This is a genomic window from Advenella kashmirensis WT001, from assembly GCF_000219915.2.
Lineage (GTDB): Bacteria > Pseudomonadota > Gammaproteobacteria > Burkholderiales > Burkholderiaceae_B > Advenella > Advenella kashmirensis.
This window is the reverse complement of sequence record NC_017964.1, coordinates 3,164,862-3,186,648: the sequence shown is the minus strand read 5'-3', so window position 1 is coordinate 3,186,648 and position 21,787 is coordinate 3,164,862. Positions and strand designations below refer to the sequence as shown.

Annotated in this window: 19 protein-coding genes and 2 pseudogenes; 16 read left to right on the top strand and 5 right to left on the bottom strand. The window is 56.7% G+C overall.

Annotated features, from left to right (window positions below; translation table 11 throughout):
• Positions 1-151 precede the first annotated feature (151 nt).
• The 6 genes from sodC to rraA all read left to right on the top strand — a co-directional run bounded on the left by sodC (position 152) and on the right by rraA (position 3,355).
• Positions 152-685: a superoxide dismutase family protein gene (gene sodC, locus TKWG_RS14980; protein ID WP_014751652.1), complete on the top strand. Its 534-nt coding sequence runs from the start codon at positions 152-154 to the stop codon at positions 683-685.
• 177 nt (positions 686-862) lie between these two features.
• Complete coding sequence (locus TKWG_RS14975; protein ID WP_014751651.1) at positions 863-1,195, top strand: YnfA family protein; 333 nt, start codon at positions 863-865, stop codon at positions 1,193-1,195.
• A 6-nt stretch (positions 1,196-1,201) separates the two neighbouring features.
• Positions 1,202-1,744 (top strand): patatin-like phospholipase family protein, encoded by a 543-nt coding sequence (locus TKWG_RS25190; protein WP_050981629.1) that lies wholly within the window; start codon positions 1,202-1,204, stop codon positions 1,742-1,744.
• Positions 1,687-2,079 carry a hypothetical protein gene (locus TKWG_RS25185; RefSeq protein WP_238534189.1) on the top strand — a complete coding sequence of 131 codons (393 nt, stop codon included), beginning with the start codon at positions 1,687-1,689 and terminating at the stop codon, positions 2,077-2,079. Before TKWG_RS25190 ends, TKWG_RS25185 begins: the two co-directional genes overlap by 58 nt.
• A complete protein-coding gene (locus TKWG_RS25180; RefSeq protein WP_050981627.1) occupies positions 2,067-2,714 on the top strand; it encodes a hypothetical protein in 648 nt (215 codons plus the stop codon). The genes TKWG_RS25185 and TKWG_RS25180 overlap by 13 nt, the downstream gene beginning before the upstream one ends.
• 143 nt (positions 2,715-2,857) lie before the next feature.
• Entirely contained in the window at positions 2,858-3,355 is a 498-nt protein-coding gene (rraA, locus tag TKWG_RS14965; protein ID WP_014751650.1) for a ribonuclease E activity regulator RraA, read from the top strand.
• A 97-nt stretch (positions 3,356-3,452) separates the two neighbouring features.
• Here the strand turns inward: rraA and TKWG_RS23305 are convergent.
• A pseudogene (locus tag TKWG_RS23305) lies at positions 3,453-4,343 on the bottom strand (pirin family protein).
• A 396-nt stretch (positions 4,344-4,739) separates the two neighbouring features.
• Between TKWG_RS23305 and TKWG_RS14955 the strand changes: the two are divergent.
• The 9 genes and pseudogenes from TKWG_RS14955 (at position 4,740) to TKWG_RS22665 (ending at position 16,890) form a co-directional block, all read left to right on the top strand.
• Entirely contained in the window at positions 4,740-7,064 is a 2,325-nt protein-coding gene (locus TKWG_RS14955; protein WP_050981626.1) for a TonB-dependent hemoglobin/transferrin/lactoferrin family receptor, read from the top strand.
• Between the two features lie 80 nt (positions 7,065-7,144).
• Complete coding sequence (locus TKWG_RS14950; RefSeq protein WP_014751645.1) at positions 7,145-8,182, top strand: hemin-degrading factor; 1,038 nt, start codon at positions 7,145-7,147, stop codon at positions 8,180-8,182.
• A 34-nt stretch (positions 8,183-8,216) separates the two neighbouring features.
• Positions 8,217-9,062: a heme/hemin ABC transporter substrate-binding protein gene (locus tag TKWG_RS14945; protein ID WP_081489399.1), complete on the top strand. Its 846-nt coding sequence runs from the start codon at positions 8,217-8,219 to the stop codon at positions 9,060-9,062.
• Positions 9,052-10,062: a FecCD family ABC transporter permease gene (locus TKWG_RS14940; protein WP_014751643.1), complete on the top strand. Its 1,011-nt coding sequence runs from the start codon at positions 9,052-9,054 to the stop codon at positions 10,060-10,062. Before TKWG_RS14945 ends, TKWG_RS14940 begins: the two co-directional genes overlap by 11 nt.
• Positions 10,059-10,874: a heme ABC transporter ATP-binding protein gene (locus TKWG_RS14935; RefSeq protein WP_014751642.1), complete on the top strand. Its 816-nt coding sequence runs from the start codon at positions 10,059-10,061 to the stop codon at positions 10,872-10,874. The genes TKWG_RS14940 and TKWG_RS14935 overlap by 4 nt, the downstream gene beginning before the upstream one ends.
• A gap of 777 nt (positions 10,875-11,651) precedes the next feature.
• Positions 11,652-14,448, top strand: a pseudogene (locus TKWG_RS14930) (aconitate hydratase).
• A 115-nt stretch (positions 14,449-14,563) separates the two neighbouring features.
• Positions 14,564-14,995 carry a GFA family protein gene (locus TKWG_RS14925; protein ID WP_041709569.1) on the top strand — a complete coding sequence of 144 codons (432 nt, stop codon included), beginning with the start codon at positions 14,564-14,566 and terminating at the stop codon, positions 14,993-14,995.
• Between the two features lie 391 nt (positions 14,996-15,386).
• Positions 15,387-15,593 (top strand): CsbD family protein, encoded by a 207-nt coding sequence (locus tag TKWG_RS14920; protein WP_014751640.1) that lies wholly within the window; start codon positions 15,387-15,389, stop codon positions 15,591-15,593.
• 226 nt (positions 15,594-15,819) lie between these two features.
• Positions 15,820-16,890: an AzlC family ABC transporter permease gene (locus tag TKWG_RS22665; protein WP_014751639.1), complete on the top strand. Its 1,071-nt coding sequence runs from the start codon at positions 15,820-15,822 to the stop codon at positions 16,888-16,890.
• A gap of 55 nt (positions 16,891-16,945) precedes the next feature.
• Here the strand turns inward: TKWG_RS22665 and TKWG_RS14910 are convergent, their stop codons facing one another.
• The 4 genes from TKWG_RS14910 to TKWG_RS14895 all read right to left on the bottom strand — a co-directional run bounded on the left by TKWG_RS14910 (position 16,946) and on the right by TKWG_RS14895 (position 19,677).
• A complete protein-coding gene (locus tag TKWG_RS14910; protein WP_014751638.1) occupies positions 16,946-17,746 on the bottom strand; it encodes a thiazole synthase in 801 nt (266 codons plus the stop codon).
• An 18-nt stretch (positions 17,747-17,764) separates the two neighbouring features.
• Entirely contained in the window at positions 17,765-17,992 is a 228-nt protein-coding gene (thiS, locus tag TKWG_RS14905; protein WP_014751637.1) for a sulfur carrier protein ThiS, read from the bottom strand.
• The gene (locus TKWG_RS14900) at positions 17,989-19,062 is read right to left on the bottom strand and encodes an FAD-dependent oxidoreductase (RefSeq protein ID WP_014751636.1); all 1,074 of its coding nucleotides are present in this window, start codon (positions 19,060-19,062) and stop codon (positions 17,989-17,991) included. Before TKWG_RS14900 ends, thiS begins: the two co-directional genes overlap by 4 nt.
• A 240-nt stretch (positions 19,063-19,302) precedes the next feature.
• Complete coding sequence (locus tag TKWG_RS14895) at positions 19,303-19,677, bottom strand: hypothetical protein (RefSeq protein ID WP_014751634.1); 375 nt, start codon at positions 19,675-19,677, stop codon at positions 19,303-19,305.
• A 129-nt stretch (positions 19,678-19,806) separates the two neighbouring features.
• On the opposite strand from TKWG_RS14895, the gene recQ reads away from it, so the two are divergent.
• On the top strand, positions 19,807-21,636 hold the full coding sequence (gene recQ / locus TKWG_RS14890; RefSeq protein WP_014751633.1) for a DNA helicase RecQ: 1,830 nt from the start codon (positions 19,807-19,809) through the stop codon (positions 21,634-21,636).
• The last annotated feature ends 151 nt before the right edge of the window (positions 21,637-21,787 follow it).

The following is a 21,787-nucleotide window of genomic DNA, read 5'->3' as shown; positions in this document are numbered from 1 at the left end:
GCCCGCAATGACAGTTGCCATTAACAGCTGTTATTGATGTCGGCATTCATGACAGATTTGCATCCAGTTATAAGCAATTGAAACATTGATTTGATCGCTTCGGTTTGAATGTTAGCCTTTTATTTTGTTGATTTTCATTGAGGAGTACGCCATGAAATTGGAAAAATTGTTACTGGCAGGCATGTTATGTACAGGAATGATATCCACAGCAGGTGCGGCCGAACTGAAAGTGACTATGAATGAGGCCACTACGTCGGGAACGGGCAAGGCAATGGGCGAGGTGACCATCAGCGAGACCCCTTTTGGTTTGCTCTTGACGCCTGATCTCAAAGGACTTGCGCCTGGCGTGCACGGTTTTCACGTTCACGAGAATGCCAGTTGTGATGCTGCTGAAAAAGACGGCAAAACGGTGCCGGCCCAGGCTGCCGGTGGCCATTTGGATCCGAAGAAAACGGGCAAGCATGAAGGACCATATAGTGAGCAGGGCCATTTGGGTGACCTGCCGGGACTGGTTGTCGCCGCCGATGGCACATCGACATACCCGGTGTTGGCTCCAAGGCTCAAAGCCTTGTCCGATGTGCAGCAGCATGCACTCATGATTCATGAAGGCGGCGATAACTATTCAGACCATCCCAAACCACTCGGCGGCGGGGGCGGGCGCATGGTATGCGGTGTGATTAAATAGAAGCAGGCCTGATGTCATGGTGACTGATGTTACCCAGGCCATTGCTGGCCTGCTGCTTGCGGACGCGCGCAGTGATGCAACTGGCGCCGCCGCAACTTGAAATGCCAGCGGGTTTAAGACGCCAGCCGGTTTTACGCGGTATGATCAGCACAGTTTCGAATCCATGTGGGGACGGTTGTGCTGCGAGTTTTTTTTCTGTTCACGTTGACTGCCATTGCGGAAATCGCCGGCTGCTATCTGTTCTATTTCTGGTTGCGCCGTGATGGCAATGGGTGGGTGTTGCTCGCATCCCTGGCGTCGCTGATCCTGTTTGCCTGGCTGCTGACCCTGCATCCGGTGGCCACGGGCCGAGTTTATGCGGCGTATGGCGCAGTCTATGTGGTGGTCTCGGTGCTCTGGCTCAATCTGGTCGACCGCAGTTCATTATCGGGGCTGGAGTGGACCGGTCTGCTGCTGGCGCTTGCCGGTATGGGTCTGATGGTATCGGGCTGGACCATTGCGCATAAATAGGCTGCCATGCGGATTCATAAACTTGTCTTCATCGTATTACTGTCGGCGCTTTCGGCCTGCTCGTCGCTTACGCCATGGCGCAATCCGCCACTGCCGCCGGGTACCCCTGATACCGGCGTTGACACGGCGCGGCTGACCGAGAGGACCGATCCTTCCTTTGTTATCATTGTCAGCATTTCCGGGGGCGGGGCGCGCGCAGCCGCATTCGGCTATGGGGTGCTCAAGGAATTGGCCGACACGCAAATCCGCTGGAACGGCCAGACCCAAACGCTGCTCAGCCAGGTTGATGTGGTGCGTGGCGTATCGGGAGGCAGCATTGTGGCTGCCTATTATGCGCTCAATGGCAGCAAGACCTTTCCCGCGTTTAAAAACGAATATCTGTACAAGGATTTCCAGCAGAGTCTGGTGTCCGCCATATTCAGTCCGCAAATTTTGCCGCTGCGGTCTCGCCTGCGGTCGGCCGTGGCCATGTGCTGGCCCAGAAACTGGATATGCTCTATGAGGGCAAAACCTACGATGACTTATATCGCAACCCGCATGCAGACCTGATCGTGCTGGCGACCGATTTATCCCAGGGCACGAGTTTTGAGTTTTCGCCTGATCAGTTGGCGACCATGTGTGCGGACATCCGCAAGGTGCCACTGTCATTTGCAGTGGCATCTTCGGCCGCCGTGCCAATGGTGCTGTCGCCGCTGACGCTGAAAAATTATGCCGGACAATGTGCGTATTCCGCCCGAAAACGCGAGCAGGTATCCAGGCTGCAGGGCGATTACCGGATGCGCGCCTATCGTTCGGATGTGCTGGGTTATCTGGATAGCAAAAATCGGCCCTATATCCATTTGGTGGATGGAGGCTGTCGGATAACCTGGGCGTGCGCGGCCTGATGGATCGCGTCACGCTCGGTATTGGTCAATTGCGTCGCGGCCAGATCAGCAAGGGTACGGTCAGGAAAGTGGCATTTGTAGTAATCAATGCCGAGCGCGATCCCAGCGTCAATATCGACAAAAGCGAAAATGTGCCTACGTTGTCAGATGTGTTTGATACGATTATGTTCAGCACGTCGGGCCGGGTCACCACGCAGACCATGCAAATGGTGCAGGACACTGGCAGGCAATGGGCTACGTTAAGAAAATCGCTCAATCCCCAGTTGCAGGGATTGCTGGCGCCCGATGCGCAATTGCACGTTGTGCCGGTCAGTCTGCGTGAAGCGCCCGCAGGATTGTCGGTGCCACGTCGGCATTTGCTGCGCATTCCCACGCTGTTCACTGTCAATCGCAAGGATGTGGACGCGCTCATTGAGGCTGGTCGACAGACACTGCGGCAGAATCCGGAGTACCAGGCGCTGTTGCAGGGGTTGGGCGCGCAGATACCACAGCAGGCGGCTGCGACAGGCTCGCTAATGAAGCCTGTCGGTCCGTTGTCGTCCGCGTCGTCGGCTCACGCGTTGCCAGGCCGATCAGCTTTGGCGCCACATCCTGCCACGCACCGTGAGGTTGACGCCCTGTATTCAGGAGGCTAGCGCCGGCGCAGCGGTTGTCTTGTTGCTGTTCACACCATTGGCCCGATCCCGAAAGCTGCCGGTTGGTCAAAAGGAGGTGCTTTTAGTGGCGCTGATCTGGTATAACAATGGCTGTCCAAGTCTACCCTTTACCGGAGTTTGCCATGTCTGCTTCACCTCTTGCTGCGCTGATCACTTGCGATATTATGGATCAGCACCCGTCGCTGCCATCCTGCGATACCCAGTTCAGGCTTTTCGGCCGTAAACGAGCCATTGCGGGGCAGGTTCGTACGGTCAAAGTGTATGAGGACAATACCTTCATTCGTCAGGTCCTGTCCGAACCAGGCCAGGGAGCCGTGTTGGTGGTGGATGCCGCTGCTTCCCTGCATTGTGCCGTGGTAGGCGATATGATCGCCAAGCTGGGGCAGGACAACGGCTGGTCCGGGATCATCGTGTATGGCGCCATCCGGGACAGTGAACAGATTGACGCCATGGACTTTTGCGTGAAGGCGCTGGGCACCAATCCGCGCAAAAGCGGTAAAAACAGCCTGGGCCTGATTGATGTCCCGGTCACGTTCGGCAATGTACGGTTTGTCCCTGGTCAGTACCTGTATAGCGATGCCGATGGCATCGTGCTCTCCGAGCAAGCGCTGTTGCTGTAATCCAGTAACGCCCGTTGTGGCGCTGCGGCCAGACAGTAGTTGGCCCCAGTTTTTGTTCGCGGCGGGCCCAGTTATGGCCGGGCCTGCAGTCGGTCAGTTATTCGGTAGCGGAGCGGTTCCGGGTCTGCCCGATACGCCCGAACTGTCCGGCATTGAAGTCGGCCAGCGCCTGACGAATTTGTTCTTCGGTATTCATGACAAACGGACCATACCCGGCTATCGGCTCTGCGATGGGTTCGCCACTCATCAGCAGCAGGGCAGCCGCCTCTTTGGCCTGAATGGTGATCGTGGTGCCGCCTTGGGCAAATGTGACCAGTTGGCTGGCTCCGGCGTCGGCGCTGTCGTTTACAGCTACGGTGCCATGGCGCACCAGCAGCATCACCGTATGATTTGCAGGCAGCTCGAATGTGGTCGTGCTGCCTGTCGTCAGGTTGGTATCCCATAAGTTGACTGGTGTGAACGTGGCCGCCGGCCCTGATGGTCTTTGTACTTACCGGCAATGACACGTACGGTACCTGCCTCATCGGGTAGAGTGACCGTCGGGATATCGTCAGCCGTGATGCTCTGGTAGCGCGCTGGCGTCATTTTGTCGCGCGCCGGCAGGTTCAGCCACAGTTGCACCATTTCGAAATCTCCCCCTTTTTGTAGAATACGCGTCGGAAAAGAATTCGTCGTGCATGATGCCTGCGCCGGCCGTCATCCACTGGACGTCGCCCGCGGCGATGATGCCACCGCCGCCCGAAGAGTCCCGGTGCTCCACTTCACCCTTGTAGGCGATGGTAATGGTTTCAAAGCCGCGATGCGGGTGCTCGCCCACGCCGCGGCGTTCCTGGCTGGGCGGAAAATGTCGGGGCTGCGCATAATCTAGCAGTAAAAACGGATCGGGATTCATGTTCCGTTGCCCATAGGAGAACATGGACCGTACGTGAAAAGCGTTACCCACCCAATGCGGGGCAGGGGCATGATGAATAAGCGGGGTTTTGTCCATGAGCGGCTCCTGATTATCGCTATCTTCATATATTGGGCGCCTTTGCGCAATGACAATATAAAAGCGAAGCTGTTGTTTTCTGTCGATCAAGGTTGGGAAGACGGCGACTAATAGGCGCGCGTGCCCGGAAGTACCATTAAATATCCGCGTTTGGACACGGACTTGTCCTGTCCTTCCTGTATTCGTTTCGTCATTTTCTGTATTGCATGCACGATAGCGCGCAGCAAGGGGTGGTGGATCGATGATTTGGATAGTGATAATTAATAATGGTATTGATAACTATTATCATTCATAGTATTATTCGGTTTCAGTTATTTCAACATGTATCTCGGCACCAGGGTTCTGGCTTGGCCCATTCGGTACGCCGAGATCTTCTTCACTACTATTGCCGCAACTATGAAAACAATCTCTTTGCCGTCCTTTCGCCTGACCCTTCTTGCATCGTTGCTCTGCACCAGCGTTGCCCATGGACAGGCCGGAACTGGAAGCGGTAATGCCGTTGCGGCTTCCAATCCGCCTGTGCCGAAGCTGGGCGCGGTCCAAGCGCAGGCGGAAGGTCCGGCGGCCAGTTGGGAGACCTCTACCAGCGCGGCCGAGATCGCCGACAGACAAGTTCAGAACTGGTCTGACCTGGGGCGGTTGATTCCTGGGCTGGATTTCAATCGCAGCGATAAAAGCGTCAATATGCGAGGCCTGGATGGTAATCGGGTCCGGATTCTGGAAGACGGTATTCCGCTACCATGGTTGAATGATGGCAGCCGCGGCGTAAAAGGCGGCATGGAAACGATTAATTTCAATACGCTGTCGGCTGTTGATGTGGTGCGTGGGGCCGGTGCCGGCAATGCTGCTGCCCTGACGGGTACGGTCATGCTGCGCGGACTGCGTCCCGACGATTTGCTGACAGAGGGCAAAAATATCGGTTTGCTGGTCAAGGGCACGCATGATGGCCTGGATGACAGCATTGGTGGCGACATGGCATTCGCAGCCAGACTGGGAGCCTCAACCAAAATGCTGATTCAGTACGGCATTCGTACTGGTAGCGAAGAAAAGAATGGCGGCGATATCGGCGGCTACGGTGCGGCGCGCAGCAAGATGAATCCTGCCGATTACACCAGCAAGAATGTGGGGCTGCGACTCGAGCACGAATTGGCGCCTGGCCACACGCTTGGCCTGGGGGCGAGCACTTTCAGGCTGGATCGCGATATTGACCAGATGCACGAGCAGAATACAAACACCTATGCAATCGGCAATAATGAACTGACCGAGAGAATAAAACGCGATCGTATCTGGGCAGACTATAACTACAAGGCAACGCAGGCATACTCGGCCCTGGATCAGGCTGGAATCCAGCTGTACTGGAGCAAGACCCGGCTGGACAATAATCAGCAAGCCGTTCGCAATAAAGTGTTTGACCCGCGTTCCGTAGCAATTCCTGGGAATCCATACCGATATGGTTATCCCTACGGCTCCTACGAGCGCAATAACAGTATCGAACAAAAAGGCTGGGGCCTCAATCTGAGTGCTGGCGGCTATTGGGGCGATGCCGCGTTGCGCGGTCACTGGACCGTGGCCGGTACATTTGCTGACGACACCTATGAACAATATTCAGCGGGGTTAGACAACTGCCCGGTAATTCCCGCCGGTCTGCCTGCGCCCATGGGGCCTCGCACCTGCGACTTTCTGCATTCCAACCAGGGCGATACGCCCGAAGTCAAAAGCCGCGACTGGTCGCTGTTTGCCAGTCATGCGTTCCTATGGAACGATGGCCAGTTCGAGCTGACCCCGGCCCTGCGATACGACTCCTGGTCGCGCAAGCCCCAGACCGGTGGCGGCTTTGCATCCAACCAGAACGGGTATGAGAGTGAGCTGCGCAATCGCAGCGGCAATCAGGTTTCTCCCTCTCTTGAGTTTGCCTGGAACGCGTCGGACGTCTATCGTGTGACTGCACGCTATGGTTACGGCTACCGGGCGCCCACGGCACCGGAGCTCTTTTTGCAGTATGGGTCTGCCGCCAACTATATGCGCAAGGGCGATCCCAATCTGCAACCCGAGCGCAGCCGCGGCTGGGAACTGGGTTTTCAGGCCCGGGGGCAGATTGTTGGTGGTTCTTTGAATATATTTGAGACGCGCTACAAAGATTTCATCGACAACGACGTTCCAGTCAGTCCCGATTCTCCGTTCTATGCCATGATGCAGCAAGGGCTGTATCCAAATGGTGTGACCACTTATGCCAATCGTGCTCGTGTCCGGATTTATGGCGCAGAAGCCATGGGCTACTGGAATATTAACGACAACTTGTATACCCGCGCGACGGTTGCATGGACGGTTGGCAAAGACCTGGAAACCGGCCAGCATCTGAATTCGGTTGCGCCGCTCAAAGGCACGCTGGCACTGGGCTACAGAACGCCGCAGTGGGGCGCAGAGACAGTATGGACACTGGCCGGCAAACGCGATAAAGTGCAGTATCCGGAAGCTGCTGCAGGTGCCCCGAATGCGGATTTTCAGGCTCCCGGTTATGGTACGCTTGATGTACACGGATGGTGGGCGCCGGCCGGTTTGAAGGGCGTAAAGTTCCAGCTTAGCGTGGTCAATTTGTTTGACAAGAAATATTGGAATGCGCTGAACGTGCCTACCGCAGGCCCAACCGCCATCGCTCGTCCGGTCGATTATTATTCCGAAGCAGGCCGCTATGTGCGGGTGTCAGTCAGCTATCAATATTGACCGACAAAAAATTTGAGACTGGCCGGGCCGTCGCAAGATCGCCCGGTCAGAACCGTTTAGCTACTATAAGAGAGATATTCATGACACAACAGAGCACTGATTTGAAAGCCCGTTACGATGCATTATTGCAGGATGAGCCCAAAATGCGCGTACGCAATGCGGCAGAAAAGCTGGACGTCAGTGAAATGGAACTGGTCGCCGCCCAATGTGGTGATATTGACGCCACGCTGCTGGAAGGGGCAGCGCAAACCATTTTCAAGGAGCTGCAAACACTGGGCGAGGTGATGTTGCTCACGCGCAATGAATGGTGTGTTCACGAACGCCACGGGCGTTATGAATCAGTCAAGGTGGGGCATGGTCCGGTTGGTCTGGTGCTGGGCGCAGATCTTGACTTGCGGGTGTTTTTCTCCAGCTGGAAATATGCCTGGGCGGTCACCCAGAATGGCCGCAAGAGCATCCAGTTTTTTGACGGCGCAGGCATGGCCCTGCATAAAGTGTATTGCACCGACAATTCAGACATGACCGCATATGATGCGCTGGTGGCAAAATTTCGTGCGGCCCATCAGGAGCCTGCACCGGTTGACCGGACTCCTGCGGCACCAAAGACCTATGCCAGCGAAGCACCGGAATCTCTGCGCGAAGACTGGCTGGGTATGACCGACACCCATGATTTTGCAGGCCTGCTCAAAAAATGGAATCTGCCTCGTGTACAGGTGCTGGAAAGTGCTGGCGATGATCTGGCGCAGCGTGTAGATAATGATGCAATCGAAGTCATGCTGCAACAAGCAGCCGAATCGGATCTGCCTATTATGTGCTTTGTCGGCAATAAAGGCATGATCCAGATTCACTCGGGCCCGGTCAAAAAACTCATGCGGACCGGCCCCTGGTTTAATATTCTGGATCCGAAATTCAATCTGCATTTGAATACCACGGCCATCCACAGTACCTGGATCGTGAACAAACCTACTGAAGATGGCTGGGTGACGTCGCTCGAAGGCTATGCCGAAGATGGTGAACAAATTGTGCAGTTCTTCGGCGCGCGCAAGCCTGGCGTACCGGAGATCAGGCAATGGCGTGAGCTGCTTGAATCGCTTTGCAAGCAACCGCTGGCTGCCTGATGGCATGCACAAATCAACAAAACGGAAGCAGTCAATGAAAAAAAATGCCGTCACCCGTTGCCTTGCCATACTGGCTGCTGCCGGGTTTTTCTGTGGCGGTGCCAACGCCCAACAGGCCCAGCGCGTCGTGTCTCTGGGCGGCACGGTGACGGAAATCATTTACGATCTGCAAATGCAGCACAAGCTGGTGGCCGATGATCAGTCCAGTCTGTATCCGGAGGCAGCGACCAAACTGCCACGGGTGGGCTATTATCGCGCCGTCCCAGCCGAGGGTGTGCTGTCGCTCAAGCCCGATCTTGTGATTGCCTCTGAAAATGCCGGCCCGGCCGCCTCACTCGAGAAAGTCCGGTCGGTGGGTGTTGAAGTGGTGACCGTTTCAGATAAACCGACAATTGATTCTTTGTACGAGCGGATCGAGCAGATTGCCCAAGCTCTGGACGTACCGGAAAAAGGCAAGGCGCTTGCCGCCGAGATTCAGGAGAATGTGAAGCAGGCGCAGGCCAGACCAAGCGACAGCCTGCGCACAGTACTGATTCTGAATCGCACCGGGTCCAAGTTAATGGCCGGCGGCGACACAACGGCCAGTGCCATTATGGAAATGGCAGGCCTGGAGAATGTGCTCAAGTCGCAGCGCGGCTATAAACCTGTCTCTGCAGAGAGCTTGCTGGCGCTGAAACCGGAAATGATCATCGTTACCAACGGTTCGTTGCAAGCGGCTGGCGGCATTGATAAGTTCAAGTCGGACCCGGCCATCGCCTTTACGCCTGCGGTCAAAAATAATCGCATTGTGGTCATGGATGATTTGCTTGCACTGGGTATGGGGCCGCGGGTGAGTCTGGCCATTTCGCAATTGAAGGCTGCTGCCGGCTATGCAAATTAACGCTGCGCCAGGTCAGGGCAGGGTCAGAAAATCCTTTACCATTCTGCTGCTCATATTGCTGGCAGCCACTATTTTGGGCAGTCTCAGCGGGGCGGTAGTCATTCCGGTGCAGCAATGGTGGCCGGTGCTCACAGGCGGGCACGGTGATGAAACCCAGCTGCTGCGTCAGATCTTTCTGGATATCCGGTTGCCGCGGGTTGTCTTCGGTATTGTCACGGGGGCGGCGCTGGCATTATCGGGCGTGGTCATGCAGGCACTGTTTCGCAATCCGCTGGCCGAACCCGGTCTGATCGGCGTCTCGGCCGGCGCGGCGCTGGGGGCGGTCTCGGCCATTGTGCTTACTGCCGCAGGTTTCTGGGTCATTTCATTTGCTGCGTTCGCGGGTAGTCTGCTCAGTACATGGCTGGCTTATCTGGTTGGGCGACGTTATGCTGGTGTGGCCGGACTGCTGCTGGCCGGTATTGCCATCAATGCCATTTCAGGCAGCCTGATCGGCTTGCTTACCTATATTGCGACAGACACCCAACTGCGCGATCTGACCTTCTGGGGCATGGGCAGCCTGGCGTCTGCGAACTGGCGCACGATCGCCTTTCTCGGCCCCTGGACACTTGTTATCTGTTTGCTATTGTGCCGGGAATGGCGCGCGCTTAATGCATTGCTGCTTGGCGAGCGCGAAGTCACGCATCTGGGATTTTCCATGAAGCACCTGCGCCGTCGCCTGATCGTCGGCATTGCACTGCTGGTCGGTCCACTGGTGGCAGTGACCGGTGGCATCGGATTTGTCGGACTGGTCGTGCCACATTGCCTGCGCATGATCATGGGCGCGAACCATCGTCATCTGTTGCCTGCCTCCATGGCCGGCGGTGCGCTGGCCCTGGTGCTGGCAGACTGGCTGGCGCGTGTGGTAGTGATTCCGGCGGAACTGCCCATCGGCCTGGTAACCAGCCTGATCGGCGGCCCGTTCTTTCTCTGGCTGCTGGTAAAAAGGAATATGCGATGACCGTGATGGAGCAATGCATGCGCGGCAGCGACATCTGCGCAACACGCGGTCAGCGACAGGTACTGCGTGATATTTCAATTGAAATAAGACGAGGCGAAGTGCTGGCGCTGCTGGGCGCCAATGGCGCCGGAAAATCCACATTGTTGTCCATCCTGGCGCAGGAAAACCAGGAGGTTCGCACGCACGACACCGGCACCATTTACATTAACGGCCATGAGGCCACTGCGCAGTCGGCACGGGATCAGGCGCGCCAGCGAGCCGTGCTGCCCCAGGGCAGCGGGCTGACCTTTGATCTGGGTATCCTGGAAATTATTCAAATGGGTCTATACCCGTTTCCGGAACTGGATCCTGGCCAGGCCAATGCATTGTTGCAGCACGCCGCGCAGACCGCAGGCGTTCATGATCTGCTTGATCGATCATGGGTAACGCTTTCCGGCGGTGAAAAACAGCGGGTACAGTTTGCCCGGGTGCTGGTGCAATTGCTGGCTCAGCGCCATGATGGCCAGACGCGGTATTTGTTGATGGATGAACCCACCTCGGCCCTGGATCCGAAGCATCAGCATGCGTTTTTCCGAATTGTGTCGGATCTGGCACACAAGGATAAAGTGGGCGTACTGGTTATTGTCCATGATATCAATCTGGCTGCGCAGTATTGTGATCGCATTGCGCTGCTGGCCGATGGCAAGCTGGTCATTTGTGATACGCCCGAACGGGTGCTGACGCGCGAGCACCTGTATGCAACTTATGGTATTTACAGCCAGACCATGCCGCATCCATTCAAGCAAGGCAAGTTGCTGGTAGTCTGGGAATAGCAGCCTTGTCATGTCGCCCCGGAAAGACTGGCGCAATGCCGCCGGGGCGAAGCTGCTATCCTCCTGCCATGGCCGCTGGTCCGGTCCATGTGCTGCGACCTTATCTGATCTGACACGACGCTTTAGTTTATTTCTCGCTCAGATCCCAAGTCAGATTTTCAGATGTGATTTTCAGGTGTGATACCTGGCCTGTTTCTTCATTTGATTCCCGGTTCCGATTCTTTCATCCATCAGCAGATCTGTGGTCTGACATCTGCTGGCGCCTATATGTTGTGAAAAAGGCAGCAACCTCATGCTTTATGCGTTAAACGCCAGACCGGTTTGTATACCCTGGCAAGTTATGGCATGATCCTTGTGTGGGGTGTCACTCTGGATGGCACCCATCGTGCGCGCTTGTTGCAGGTGGGAACGAAAGCGTTTCTGCGCGGGCAAACAGCGTTGCCCACGCAGCGTAATAGATGTGGTTAACAAATGTGATTTAACCGACAGGCTAACAAAAGGGGAAGCATTCACTGCGTTTTTTATGATGACAACTCGAACAGTGTGCATGCAGGCGTCAGTATCAGACCGATCTGATGCATGTGTCAGCTTTGTTGCCGCAGTTGTCGTCAGCAGGCAATAGTGACAGGCTCGAGCCAATCGTTCGCGCCGCGATGCCTCTCTTGTGTTAGTCCGTATCCGGCAATGGCAGCCGCGTCCCAATCGTGCAGTCATTTGCGATGTGGACGCAGACCAGGCAAGTTTATGATCAAGGAGAAAACATCATGAAAAGTATGGATAGTTTTGGCGCCGCAGTGTGCTCGAAGTGGAGATCAATCATATCGAATCTACCGGCTTGATGCGTTAAAGAAGGAGGGGCTTGATGTTGACTCGCTTCCTTACGGCCTGAAAATTCTGCTGGAAAACCTGTTGCGTACGGAAAATGGCAAGGACATTACGGCTGCAGACATTCGCGCACTTGCCGACTGGGATCCGCAGGCACAACCTGACCGTGAAATTGCCTTTACCCCGGCTCGCGTGGTGCTGCAGGACTTCACCGGCGTGCCTGCGGTTGTGGACCTGGCTGCCATGCGCGAGGCCATGCACGCCCTGGGCGGCGACCCCAAGCGGATCAATCCCCTGGCGCCGGTAGAACTGGTCATTGACCACTCGGTGATTGTCGACGTTTTCGGACAGGCTAATGCGTTTGAACGCAACGTCGACATAGAATATCAACGAAACCTGGAACGCTACCAGTTTCTTCGCTGGGGACAGCAGGCATTTGCTGACTTCAAGGTGGTACCTCCCGGCACCGGCATTGTTCACCAGGTCAATCTGGAACATTTGTCGCGCGTAGTTTTCACCGCTGATGACGATGGCATGAACGTAGCTATCCGGATACCTGTGTCGGAACTGACTCTCATACGCCAATGGTTAACGGCCTGGGTGTTGTTGCGTGGGGTGTGGGTGGCATTGAGGCTGAAGCGGCCATGCTGGGACAGCCCATTTCCATGCTGATTCCACGGGTGGTCGGTTTCAAACTGACCGGAACACTACCGGAAGGAACGACTGCGACCGACCTTGTGTTGACGATTACAGAAATGTTGCGCAAGCATCGCGTGGTTGGTAAATTCGTTGAGTTTTATGGGCCTGGTGTTGCGTCTGTACCTCTGGCCAACCGGGCGACCATCGGTAATATGAGCCCGGAATATGGCTCGACGATTTCCATTTTCCCCATTGATGCAGAAACCCTTCGTTATCTTGCATTCACGGGCCGCTCGCAGGAGCAGATTGCGCTGGTCGAAGCTTACGCCAAGGCGCAAGGGCTGTGGCATGATCCGCAAGCCGAACCACGCTATTCGGAAAAACTGGAACTGGATTTATCGCAGGTCGTTCCATCTATCGCCGGTCCCATGCGTCCGCAGGATCGTATTGCGCTGTCGGATGCGAAACCGGCATTTCGGGGGGCACTTGCTACGTCTATCGGAGAACCGGAGCAAAAACCTCATGGTTATGACAAGGTTGTAGACCAGTCTTTTCCAGCATCAGATCCACCTGCCCATGAGGAACCAAACTCATCGTCGGATCAGCCAACCGATCATGTTGAATACGCCCCGACAGATAACAGCCGGGCGCGCGCGCCGATTCCCATTACGTTTAGCGACGGCACGCAAGGGCATATCGATCATGGCTCGGTGGTGATTGCCGCCATTACCTCCTGTACCAACACGTCCAATCCTACGGTCATGATCGCGGCGGCGATGCTGGCCAAGCGGGCGGTTGAAAAAGGTCTGCAGCGCAAGCCCTGGGTCAAGACCAGTCTTGCTCCCGGTTCCCGGGTGGTGACCGACTATTACGAACGCGCCGGCTTGACCCCCTATCTTGATGCCTTGGGATTCAACCTGGTGGGGTATGGATGCACAACGTGTATCGGTAACTCCGGTCCGCTTATTCCTGAAGTGAGTCAGGCGATCGCGGATCATGATCTCTCTGTGGTGTCGGTGCTGTCGGGCAACCGCAATTTTGAAGGCCGCATCCATGCTGAAGTGAAGATGAACTATCTGATGTCACCGCCGTTGGTGGTGGCTTATGCCCTGGCCGGCACCATGGACATAGATCTGTTTAACGAGCCGCTGGGACAGGGCAGCGATGGGCAAGATGTTTACCTGCGTGATATTTGGCCAACGGCCGCGCAAGTACAGGAAGTGGTGGATGCGGCCATCATGTCCGACATGTACACGACGGGCTACGCCGATGTCTTTGCCGGCGATGAGCGCTGGCGTGCTTTGTCTACGCCCGAAGGCGAGCGGTTCGACTGGGATGAAGCTTCTACCTATGCGCGCAAACCGCCGTACTTCGACAATATGGCGCGCCATCCCGAACCGGTCGCGGATATTCAGGGGGCGCGGGTGCTGGCTATGCTGGGTGATTCGGTCACGACCGACCATATCAGTCCGGCCGGCTCTATTGCCAAAACCTCGCCGGCCGCAGCCTACCTCACTGAGCATGGCGTGGATCCCAAAGACTTCAACTCCTATGGATCGCGGCGTGGCAATCATGAAGTCATGATCCGCGGCACGTTTGCCAACGTACGTCTGCGCAATCAACTTGCGCCAGGCACCGAGGGCGGTTTCACGCGGGATTTCACGCGCAGTGATGAACCGGTGACAACCATTTTCGAGGCGTCGCGATCCTATATAGACAAAGGTATTCCCCTGGTCATTCTTGCCGGCAAGGAATACGGCTCGGTTCGTCGCGCGACTGGGCGGCAAAAGGGACCGCATTGCTGGGTGTGAGGGCCGTGATTGCGGAATCGTATGAGCGGATTCACCGGTCGAATTTGCTGGGCATGGGCGTGCTGCCACTGCAATTTCCAGATGGGCAAAATGCCGCAACGCTCGGACTGACGGGAAAAGAAACTTTTGACATCACCGGTATCGTGACGTTGAACCAGGACATTACGCCCACGGCCGTAAGGGTTCAGGCCGATGGTGTGCAGTTCGACGCGATCGTGCGCATCGATACGCCCAGCGAGGCAGCCTACTATCGTCATGGCGGCATCATGCAATATGTCCTGCGCAGTTTGCTGGAATGATTTTTCTGTTGTGCACCAGGCCATCCCCAGGCGGGATGGCCACACAGCTGTTGCGCCATGCCAGAACCTGGATGCGACAGCTGATCCGGATTGGCTTTGACAAAAGGAGAGGGCATTGAATGACGATCTCAAGCATAACGGCGCCTGTCATTGTGGCGCAGTCCGGTTTACCGTAAGGATCGCAGATGGGTTGCGCAATGTCAGGCGCTGCAATTGTTCCTATTGCGCAATGAGAGGGGCCGTTGTGGCCACGGCTGGTCTTGGCGATATTGTCTACGAGTCCGGCAGGCAATGGCTCACGCGCTATCAGTTCAATACCATGACCGCAGAGCATTATTTTTGCGCGCGTTGTGGCATCTATACGCACCATCGAAGACGATTCGATCCTTCGCAAATCAGTGTGAATGTTGCATGTCTGGAAGGCGTGAGTCCGTTTGATTTTCCGTCTGTGCCGGTTGAAGAAGGGGTCAGCCATCCACTGGATGATCCGGCCGCGGCGACCCTGGCCGGCACTCTCAATTATGTGGCCGCACGGAACAAAGATTGAATTTTTCCGGGCCTGTTTCACGATGCGCAACGCAGAGACAACGATCAGGTCCTGCCGCGTCGTATCCGGGCATCGGGTGGTGCGCCTCAAATCAATTTGGGGCGCGAGGCCGTCGTGATGCGAATCAGCAGTGTTGCGTGTAACCGAATATGTAAAAACAGGTAAATTTCACGTCGCAAGCAGCGGCGCAAATTGCGGCGATGTCTCGTCAAATGACCGATGCGCTTGCACCCCGCAGGGATGTTTGCGCGTAAATGTCGGAAGCTCCGATTATTGCGACTACCTACGCTTGTTAAGCGTATGTAACTGGGCCTTGTTCTGGTCAATGAACCGGTTAGTATAAAGATTGGTTTTTCACCTGATCGCAGTATTGCCATGCAAGGAGGAAGCGATGAATCCGGACGATAACGACGTTCCATGGGAACAGGTCAAGGAGGCGGTTAAAGAACGGTGGGGCGATCTGTCGGATGACGACATTACCGAAGTTGACGGCGATGCGCAGAGAATGTGCGGGGTATTACAGGAGAAGTATGGTCTGACCCGAGCACAGGCTGAGCAGGAGGTGGATAATTTCTGGGCTCGGCACAATCTGTCATAAATGACGCTTGAAATAGATAATGTCCAATGCCATGCTCCGTGCCCGGTGCGACCACAAGCTGGCTCGCTGGCGTCGACGCGTGTTTGGTGATAACACATGCGCATTGGCGCTCACAAGACCATACGGGCTGCGAGCGGGACATGTTTATGGGCATCTGATGTTGCCGCTGGATTTATGCTCAACTCCTGTGATGTAATAGCGATCTGTTACAGGAGGGGCGGTCAGCATGTCGGTGTTACGCAATGGTTTACATGGAGTTCGGGCCGGTGTGCCGGTGCTGCTCGGTTATGTACCGGTGGCCATGGCATACGGGATCGCGGCCAAGGGCGTGGGCCTGTCGTTCTGGGAGACGGTGCTGATCTCGGTATTTGTCTATGCCGGCGCCTCGCAGTTTTTTATTCTTGCCGCCATTAAACTGGGTACGCCGCTGCCGGGCATTGTCGCCATGGTTTCATTGCTCAACGCGCGCCATCTGCTCTACGGTCCGCTCATCGCCAAATGGCTGCCTCAGGCCTTGCAATCGCGTTTGCAAGCTGCATTTTTGCTGACCGATGAAGTGTTCGCCACCGCTTTTCATGCGATGGGGCATCAGCCGGCTAATGCGCAATTTGCCTGGTATATGGGGCTGGGCCTGACCGCATGGTTGTCCTGGATTGGCGGAACCATCATCGGGCTGATCGCCGGATCAGGCTTGACCGCACAGTTTCCGCAGGTCGACCAGATTTTACGTTTTGCCCTGGTGGCCCTGTTTTTTTCGCTGGCGCTGCTCAGCGTAAAACGGCCCATGCTGCGCGCGCTGCTTATTGCATCTGTGATTACCTTGCTGTGTCTGATCTACGCCGGGACAACCCCTGCGATACTGGCAGGGACAGTTAGCGCCTGGCTGTGCTTTGTGCCCGGAAACCAGGCTGCGCTTTCAGACAATGGTGAAGCGCCGCAAAAAGATATGGGGGGAGGTCTCATGGGACAGACTGAATTCTGGCTGGCTATTATTATCATGGCCGTGGTGACCTGGCTGACGCGTGCCTTGCCATTTGTGCTGATGCGCAAGTCAACGATTTTTGGCCGCCTGGCCTCGGGTCGGTTTGTTATTCTGGGGCCGGCGCTGCTGGTGTCCATGACGGTTGTCGTGGTGTATTCCGATCTGCAGCAGGCCACCGGCGCCACCAGCGTGCTAAGCTATTTTTGTGGTCTGGTCGCGGCAGGCGTGTGCGCCAGGCTTACCCGGAACGCGGGGTTTGCGGTACTGGCCGGGATGGCGGGCTATGGGGCAGCTTTGTTGCTGCTGCCGGTATAAACCTGCTGCCTTCGTAGGCGAAGCATTGCCCGCCACCATCGCATGGGTGGCAAGCTTACAGCAGAAAGGGCCGGCCGGTGACCTGGGTGGATGGAACGGCCATGTCTTGCCGGGCCATGATGCCTGCCTCAAAGCCCAGGCGTCCGGCCTGTACAGCCAGCTTGAATGCTTCTGCCATTTTGACCGGCTCGTGGGCCTGCGATACAGCCGAGTTGAGCAGGACGGCATCGTAACCCATTTGCATGGCTTGCACGGCGTCCATGGGCGAGCCGATGCCGGCGTCAACAATGAGCGGGACGTCCGGCAGGCGTGCGCGCAGGATGCGCAGCCCATGCGGGTTGGTCAGGCCTTGCCCGGACCCAATAGGTGCTCCCCAGGGCATCAGCAGCCGGCAGCCGACGTCCAGCAGGCGACGGCAGGTTACCAGATCGTCTGTGCAATAGGGAAATACTTCAAAACCATCTTTGGCCAGTTCTTCGGCCGCAAGAATCAGCTCTATCGGATCGGGCTGCAGCGTGTAGTCGTCGCCAATCACTTCCAGTTTGATCCAGTGCGTTCCAAATATTTCCCGCGCCATCTGCGCCAGCGTAATGGCTTCACGACCCGTTTTGCAACCTGCTGTATTGGGCAGCAGATGCAGGCCGGAGTCTTTGAGCATCTGAAAAAAGGAATTGTCCAGCGCCGCACCGGCCCCGCCGGAGGCCGAGGGGGTGAGCTGCCGCTTGAGTCCGACAGTAATGACTGAAGCGCCCGACGCAGTGATGGCGTCCTGCAATACTTTGGGCGACGGGTAGCCTGCCGTGCCCAGAAAAAAACGGCTTTCCAGCAATGTGTCTGCAATGGCAAATGGTTTCATAATCGTGATGCAGGCGGCTTAGCCGCCGGTGATAGGGCTGAAAGTAAATACCTGGTCGCCGTCGGACAATACGGTGTCGCCGCGCTTGGGTCGGGGAATAAAAATTTCATTGACCGCAGTGGCAATGGCCGCGGGGTCATCCGCCTGGCCGGTCGTTTTCTGCACCTGCGTAATCAATTGGGCCAGGGTGGTGCCGCTGGCGATCTGGTGTTCGGTTCCGTTGACGGAAATGTGAATAGTGCTCATACCGTTTGAATCAGATTGAAATCGGGTTCAAATATTGATTGTAGGGCCTTTTCCACAACGGCGGGCGCAATCAGCCAGCCATGACGGAACAATCCGTTGATGCGTGTCAGGCCCTGTTCATTCTCAATGCGCGGCAGATTGTCCAGCAGGGCAGGCCGCAAATTGACCTCGGTGTGGATCAGGCGTGCTTCGGCCAGCTCGGGCAGCACACTGTGCGCGGCGGTCAGCAATTCCACTGTGCTGCGCAGCGATACCGGCGAGCGGTCTTCGCTTTCGATTTCGCTGGCGCCCACTACCACGGTATCGGGCGCACGCGGCACGATGTAGACACGGTAACGCGGATGCAGCAGACGCACGGGCCGGCCAAGGGTCAGTCCACTGGCCTGCAGCCAGAAAATCTCACCCCGTACGCCACGCACATTACGACAGTTCAGTTGATGGCTGTTGGCGTGCGGCCGTTCACGGGCACCGGTGCCGCGCACATCAAAAACCCAGTCGAACGTATGCACGCCTTGTGCCGTCTGCAACTGCCCGGGTTTGAGGCTGATCACTGGGGTTCCCCAGTACCAGGTAGTGTTGTCAGCGGATTCGGCCAGCGCCTGCATCGCCTGGACCGTATGGATCTGTCCTTCGCCTTGCAGCATCCAGGCGTGGCTGGGGCCCTGAATCGATGGCTCCAGTGACTGCAATTGATCGCGCGTGAGCATTTGCGGGCGCGCATGTTGCGGCGCCTTGGCGTCCAGCAGCGATGTCAGGCGCGTTGCCGCGCCTTCATCGCCGCGATGCGCAACCAGCAGGCTGCCGCGAATATGAAATTGCACCGGCATGCTGAGTGAGGGAACCAGGGCAGACCACAGCGCGATGGAGCGCAAGCCCATGTCGAATACGTCGGCATCGCCGCTTTCGAGTTCGGCAATGGGGCTAAGCATGCCGGCGGCTGTCCAGCCGGCGGCCCCCCGCGCCTGTGCAGACGTGGCGGGGTCAAACACGGAAACCTGATGCCCCTGGCGTGAGAGCACCAAGGCAAGAATGCGCCCCAACAGCCCGGCGCCGGCAATGCCAATATTCATGGTGTAATTCGCTTGCGGACCCGCAGGCCCTGTGATGTTCGATTCGATGCAACAGTATATCGCTGTCCTTGCCTGGTGCAAGGACAACTGCGATCTGGCACCGCAATTGCGCGGCATCTGGACTCATGGTGCCGCGTTTGCAAGCGCCTTGCAATAACCTATTGGCTGACTGTCGCGCCTATCTGCCCAGCTTTTGCTGCAGGGGCGGGCCATATTGCAGGGCCACGGAGGTCAGGTCATTTACAATGGTGGTGGCGCAGCTGCCGCTCGATTCTGACAGGCAGATACGGATGTGCTGCTGGATATTGAGCCAGGGATTGATGGGCGAAGCGGCGTTGACGATGTCCACATTTTCCGCGATGGCGGTAAATCGGCCTCGCGCGTGGGGTCAGCGCTTTGCAGATTCAAGCGGGCAACTGCCCGATTCATATCGTTGACCAGGGTCAGCGTGGGCGAGTTGGCAATCTGGTTGCGGATCTGCGCCGTGATGTAGGTGCCTATCGGATCATTGGGCGTATTGCCAAAAACGTACACCGGGATTTTTGCCAGCGCAGATTGCGCAGCAACGGCAAGCAGGCAACCGATGGCCCCTGTCAGCACATGTGTGATTTTCATATCGAACTCTCCGTAGCGGTATAACGATTATAATAGCTTTATACCCGTGCCGGACAGCGGACCCTTGGTCGCTGCGGCTTAAACCTTTGTCAGTTAATTACCGGCTTTTATTTTTGTGTCTCATTTCTAGTGTCTGATTCCAACACCCCGCTGTCTGTCCTGAAACGTGTTTTTGGTTACGATTCCTTTCGTGGCGAGCAGCAGGCCATTGTCGAACATCTGGTCGCAGGCCATGATGCGCTGGTCCTTATGCCAACCGGCGCCGGCAAATCGCTGTGCTATCAGGTGCCTGCGCTTATCCGGCCGGGAACCGCCATCGTGGTGTCGCCGCTTATTGCGCTGATGCAGGATCAGGTCGACGCCCTGCGCGAGCTGGGCGCACGCGCCGCCTTCCTCAATTCCAGCCAGGAATGGGAGACCATTCGCGAGGTGGAAAACGCGTTTGCACGCGGTGAGCTGGATTTTCTCTATGTCGCTCCCGAGCGCCTCCTGACCGACCGCTGCATGCGCCTGCTGGAGCGGGGACGCATTGCCCTGTTTGCGATTGACGAAGCCCATTGCGTCTCGCAATGGGGGCATGATTTTCGTCCGGAGTACCTGGGCCTGTCCCGCTTGCAGGAACAGTGGCCGGATGTGCCCCGCATTGCACTGACAGCCACTGCAACGCCGCAGACCCGGGATGAAATCGCGCAACGATTGGGTCTGACGCAGGCGCGACACTTCGTCGCAGGGTTTGACCGTCCCAATATCAGATATGTCATTGTCGAAAAAAATGATGTGCGCCGCCAGCTGCTGGGCTTTATTCGCGAGGAGCATGCGGGCGATTCCGGGATCGTGTATTGCTTATCGCGCAACAAAACCGAAGACACGGCAGAGTTTCTTTGTCGTGAAGGCATCGACGCGATGGCCTATCATGCGGGCCTGCCGGCCGAGTTGCGGGCGCAGCGCCAGGCCCGCTTTTTGCGGGACGATGGTGTGGTCATGGTTGCCACGATTGCATTTGGCATGGGCATTAATAAGCCCGATGTGCGTTTTGTAGCGCATATCGATCTGCCCAAGTCGGTCGAAGGGTATTATCAGGAAACCGGCAGGGCAGGTCGTGACGGCTTGCCTGCCACCGCCTGGATGGCCTATGGGCTGCAGGACGTCGTACAGCAACGCAAGATGATTGACGACTCTACGGGCGATGAATTTTTCAAGCGACGCTCGGGGGCGCAACTGGATGGCATGCTGGCCCTGTGCGAAACAGTGCAGTGCCGGCGCACGCGCCTGCTGGCTTATTTCGGACAGCAATCAGAACCCTGTGGCAATTGTGATGTCTGCCTGACGCCGCCGCAAACCTGGGACGGCACCGTGGCAGCCCAGAAGATTCTGTCCGCCATATATCGTCTGCATCGCGAACGTGATCAGCGCTATGGAGCAGGGCATCTGATCGATATTTTGCGTGGCAAACGCACCGAGAAGGTGGCGCAGCATTCGCATGACACTCTGTCCGTCTTCGGCATTGGCCAGGAAATTTCCGAGCAGGGCTGGCGCAGTGTGCTGCGCCAACTGATGGCGGCCAACGTTGTTACGGTCGATGGGGACGGTTACGGGACGTTGGCATTGACCGAAAAAAGCCGCAGCGTGCTCAAGGGCGAGCAGGTGCTGATGATGCGCAAGGAATCAGCCCGCGCTGCGGCACGATCACGCAATATCATGCCGCGTGGCAAGCGCGAAGTTCGCGTATTGTCGGCAGCGGCGCAAGCACGATTTGAAAGCTTGCGACAATGGCGACGCGACATTGCCAAGGAGCACGGTGTGCCGGCCTACGTGATTTTCAAGGACGATACCCTGGCGCAGATTGCCGAGCTGGAACCCAGCACGCTGAGCGATCTGGCTGCCGTCAACGGTGTCGGGCAACACAAGTTGGATACCTATGGCGAGGCGATACTGACGTTTCTGGACGAACTGGAATAACAGCGCCTTGCCTGATGTTGCCGCGTGATTCCGGAGGATCGCCTGCGCACCGCGGCGGCATCCTGGTTCGACAATATGAAACGCCACTCGCAGGGCCGCAAACTTGCGGCGCCATCGCGCACGATAATAAACATTCCATGGCGTTGCGCCA

Excerpts from the sequence above, each read along its gene's own strand:
- sodC (WP_014751652.1), top strand. The coding sequence starts at position 152 with ATGAAATTGGAAAAATTGTTACTGGCAGGCATGTTATGTACAGGAATG.
- TKWG_RS25190 (WP_050981629.1), top strand. The coding sequence starts at position 1,202 with ATGCGGATTCATAAACTTGTCTTCATCGTATTACTGTCGGCGCTTTCG.
- TKWG_RS25185 (WP_238534189.1), top strand. The coding sequence starts at position 1,687 with ATGCTCTATGAGGGCAAAACCTACGATGACTTATATCGCAACCCGCAT.
- rraA (WP_014751650.1), top strand. The coding sequence starts at position 2,858 with ATGTCTGCTTCACCTCTTGCTGCGCTGATCACTTGCGATATTATGGAT.
- TKWG_RS14955 (WP_050981626.1), top strand. The coding sequence starts at position 4,740 with ATGAAAACAATCTCTTTGCCGTCCTTTCGCCTGACCCTTCTTGCATCG.
- TKWG_RS14950 (WP_014751645.1), top strand. The coding sequence starts at position 7,145 with ATGACACAACAGAGCACTGATTTGAAAGCCCGTTACGATGCATTATTG.
- TKWG_RS14945 (WP_081489399.1), top strand. The coding sequence starts at position 8,217 with ATGAAAAAAAATGCCGTCACCCGTTGCCTTGCCATACTGGCTGCTGCC.
- TKWG_RS14940 (WP_014751643.1), top strand. The coding sequence starts at position 9,052 with ATGCAAATTAACGCTGCGCCAGGTCAGGGCAGGGTCAGAAAATCCTTT.
- TKWG_RS14935 (WP_014751642.1), top strand. The coding sequence starts at position 10,059 with ATGACCGTGATGGAGCAATGCATGCGCGGCAGCGACATCTGCGCAACA.
- TKWG_RS14920 (WP_014751640.1), top strand. The coding sequence starts at position 15,387 with ATGAATCCGGACGATAACGACGTTCCATGGGAACAGGTCAAGGAGGCG.
- TKWG_RS22665 (WP_014751639.1), top strand. The coding sequence starts at position 15,820 with ATGTCGGTGTTACGCAATGGTTTACATGGAGTTCGGGCCGGTGTGCCG.
- TKWG_RS14910 (WP_014751638.1), bottom strand. The coding sequence starts at position 17,746 with ATGAAACCATTTGCCATTGCAGACACATTGCTGGAAAGCCGTTTTTTT.
- thiS (WP_014751637.1), bottom strand. The coding sequence starts at position 17,992 with ATGAGCACTATTCACATTTCCGTCAACGGAACCGAACACCAGATCGCC.
- TKWG_RS14900 (WP_014751636.1), bottom strand. The coding sequence starts at position 19,062 with ATGAATATTGGCATTGCCGGCGCCGGGCTGTTGGGGCGCATTCTTGCC.
- TKWG_RS14895 (WP_014751634.1), bottom strand. The coding sequence starts at position 19,677 with ATGAAAATCACACATGTGCTGACAGGGGCCATCGGTTGCCTGCTTGCC.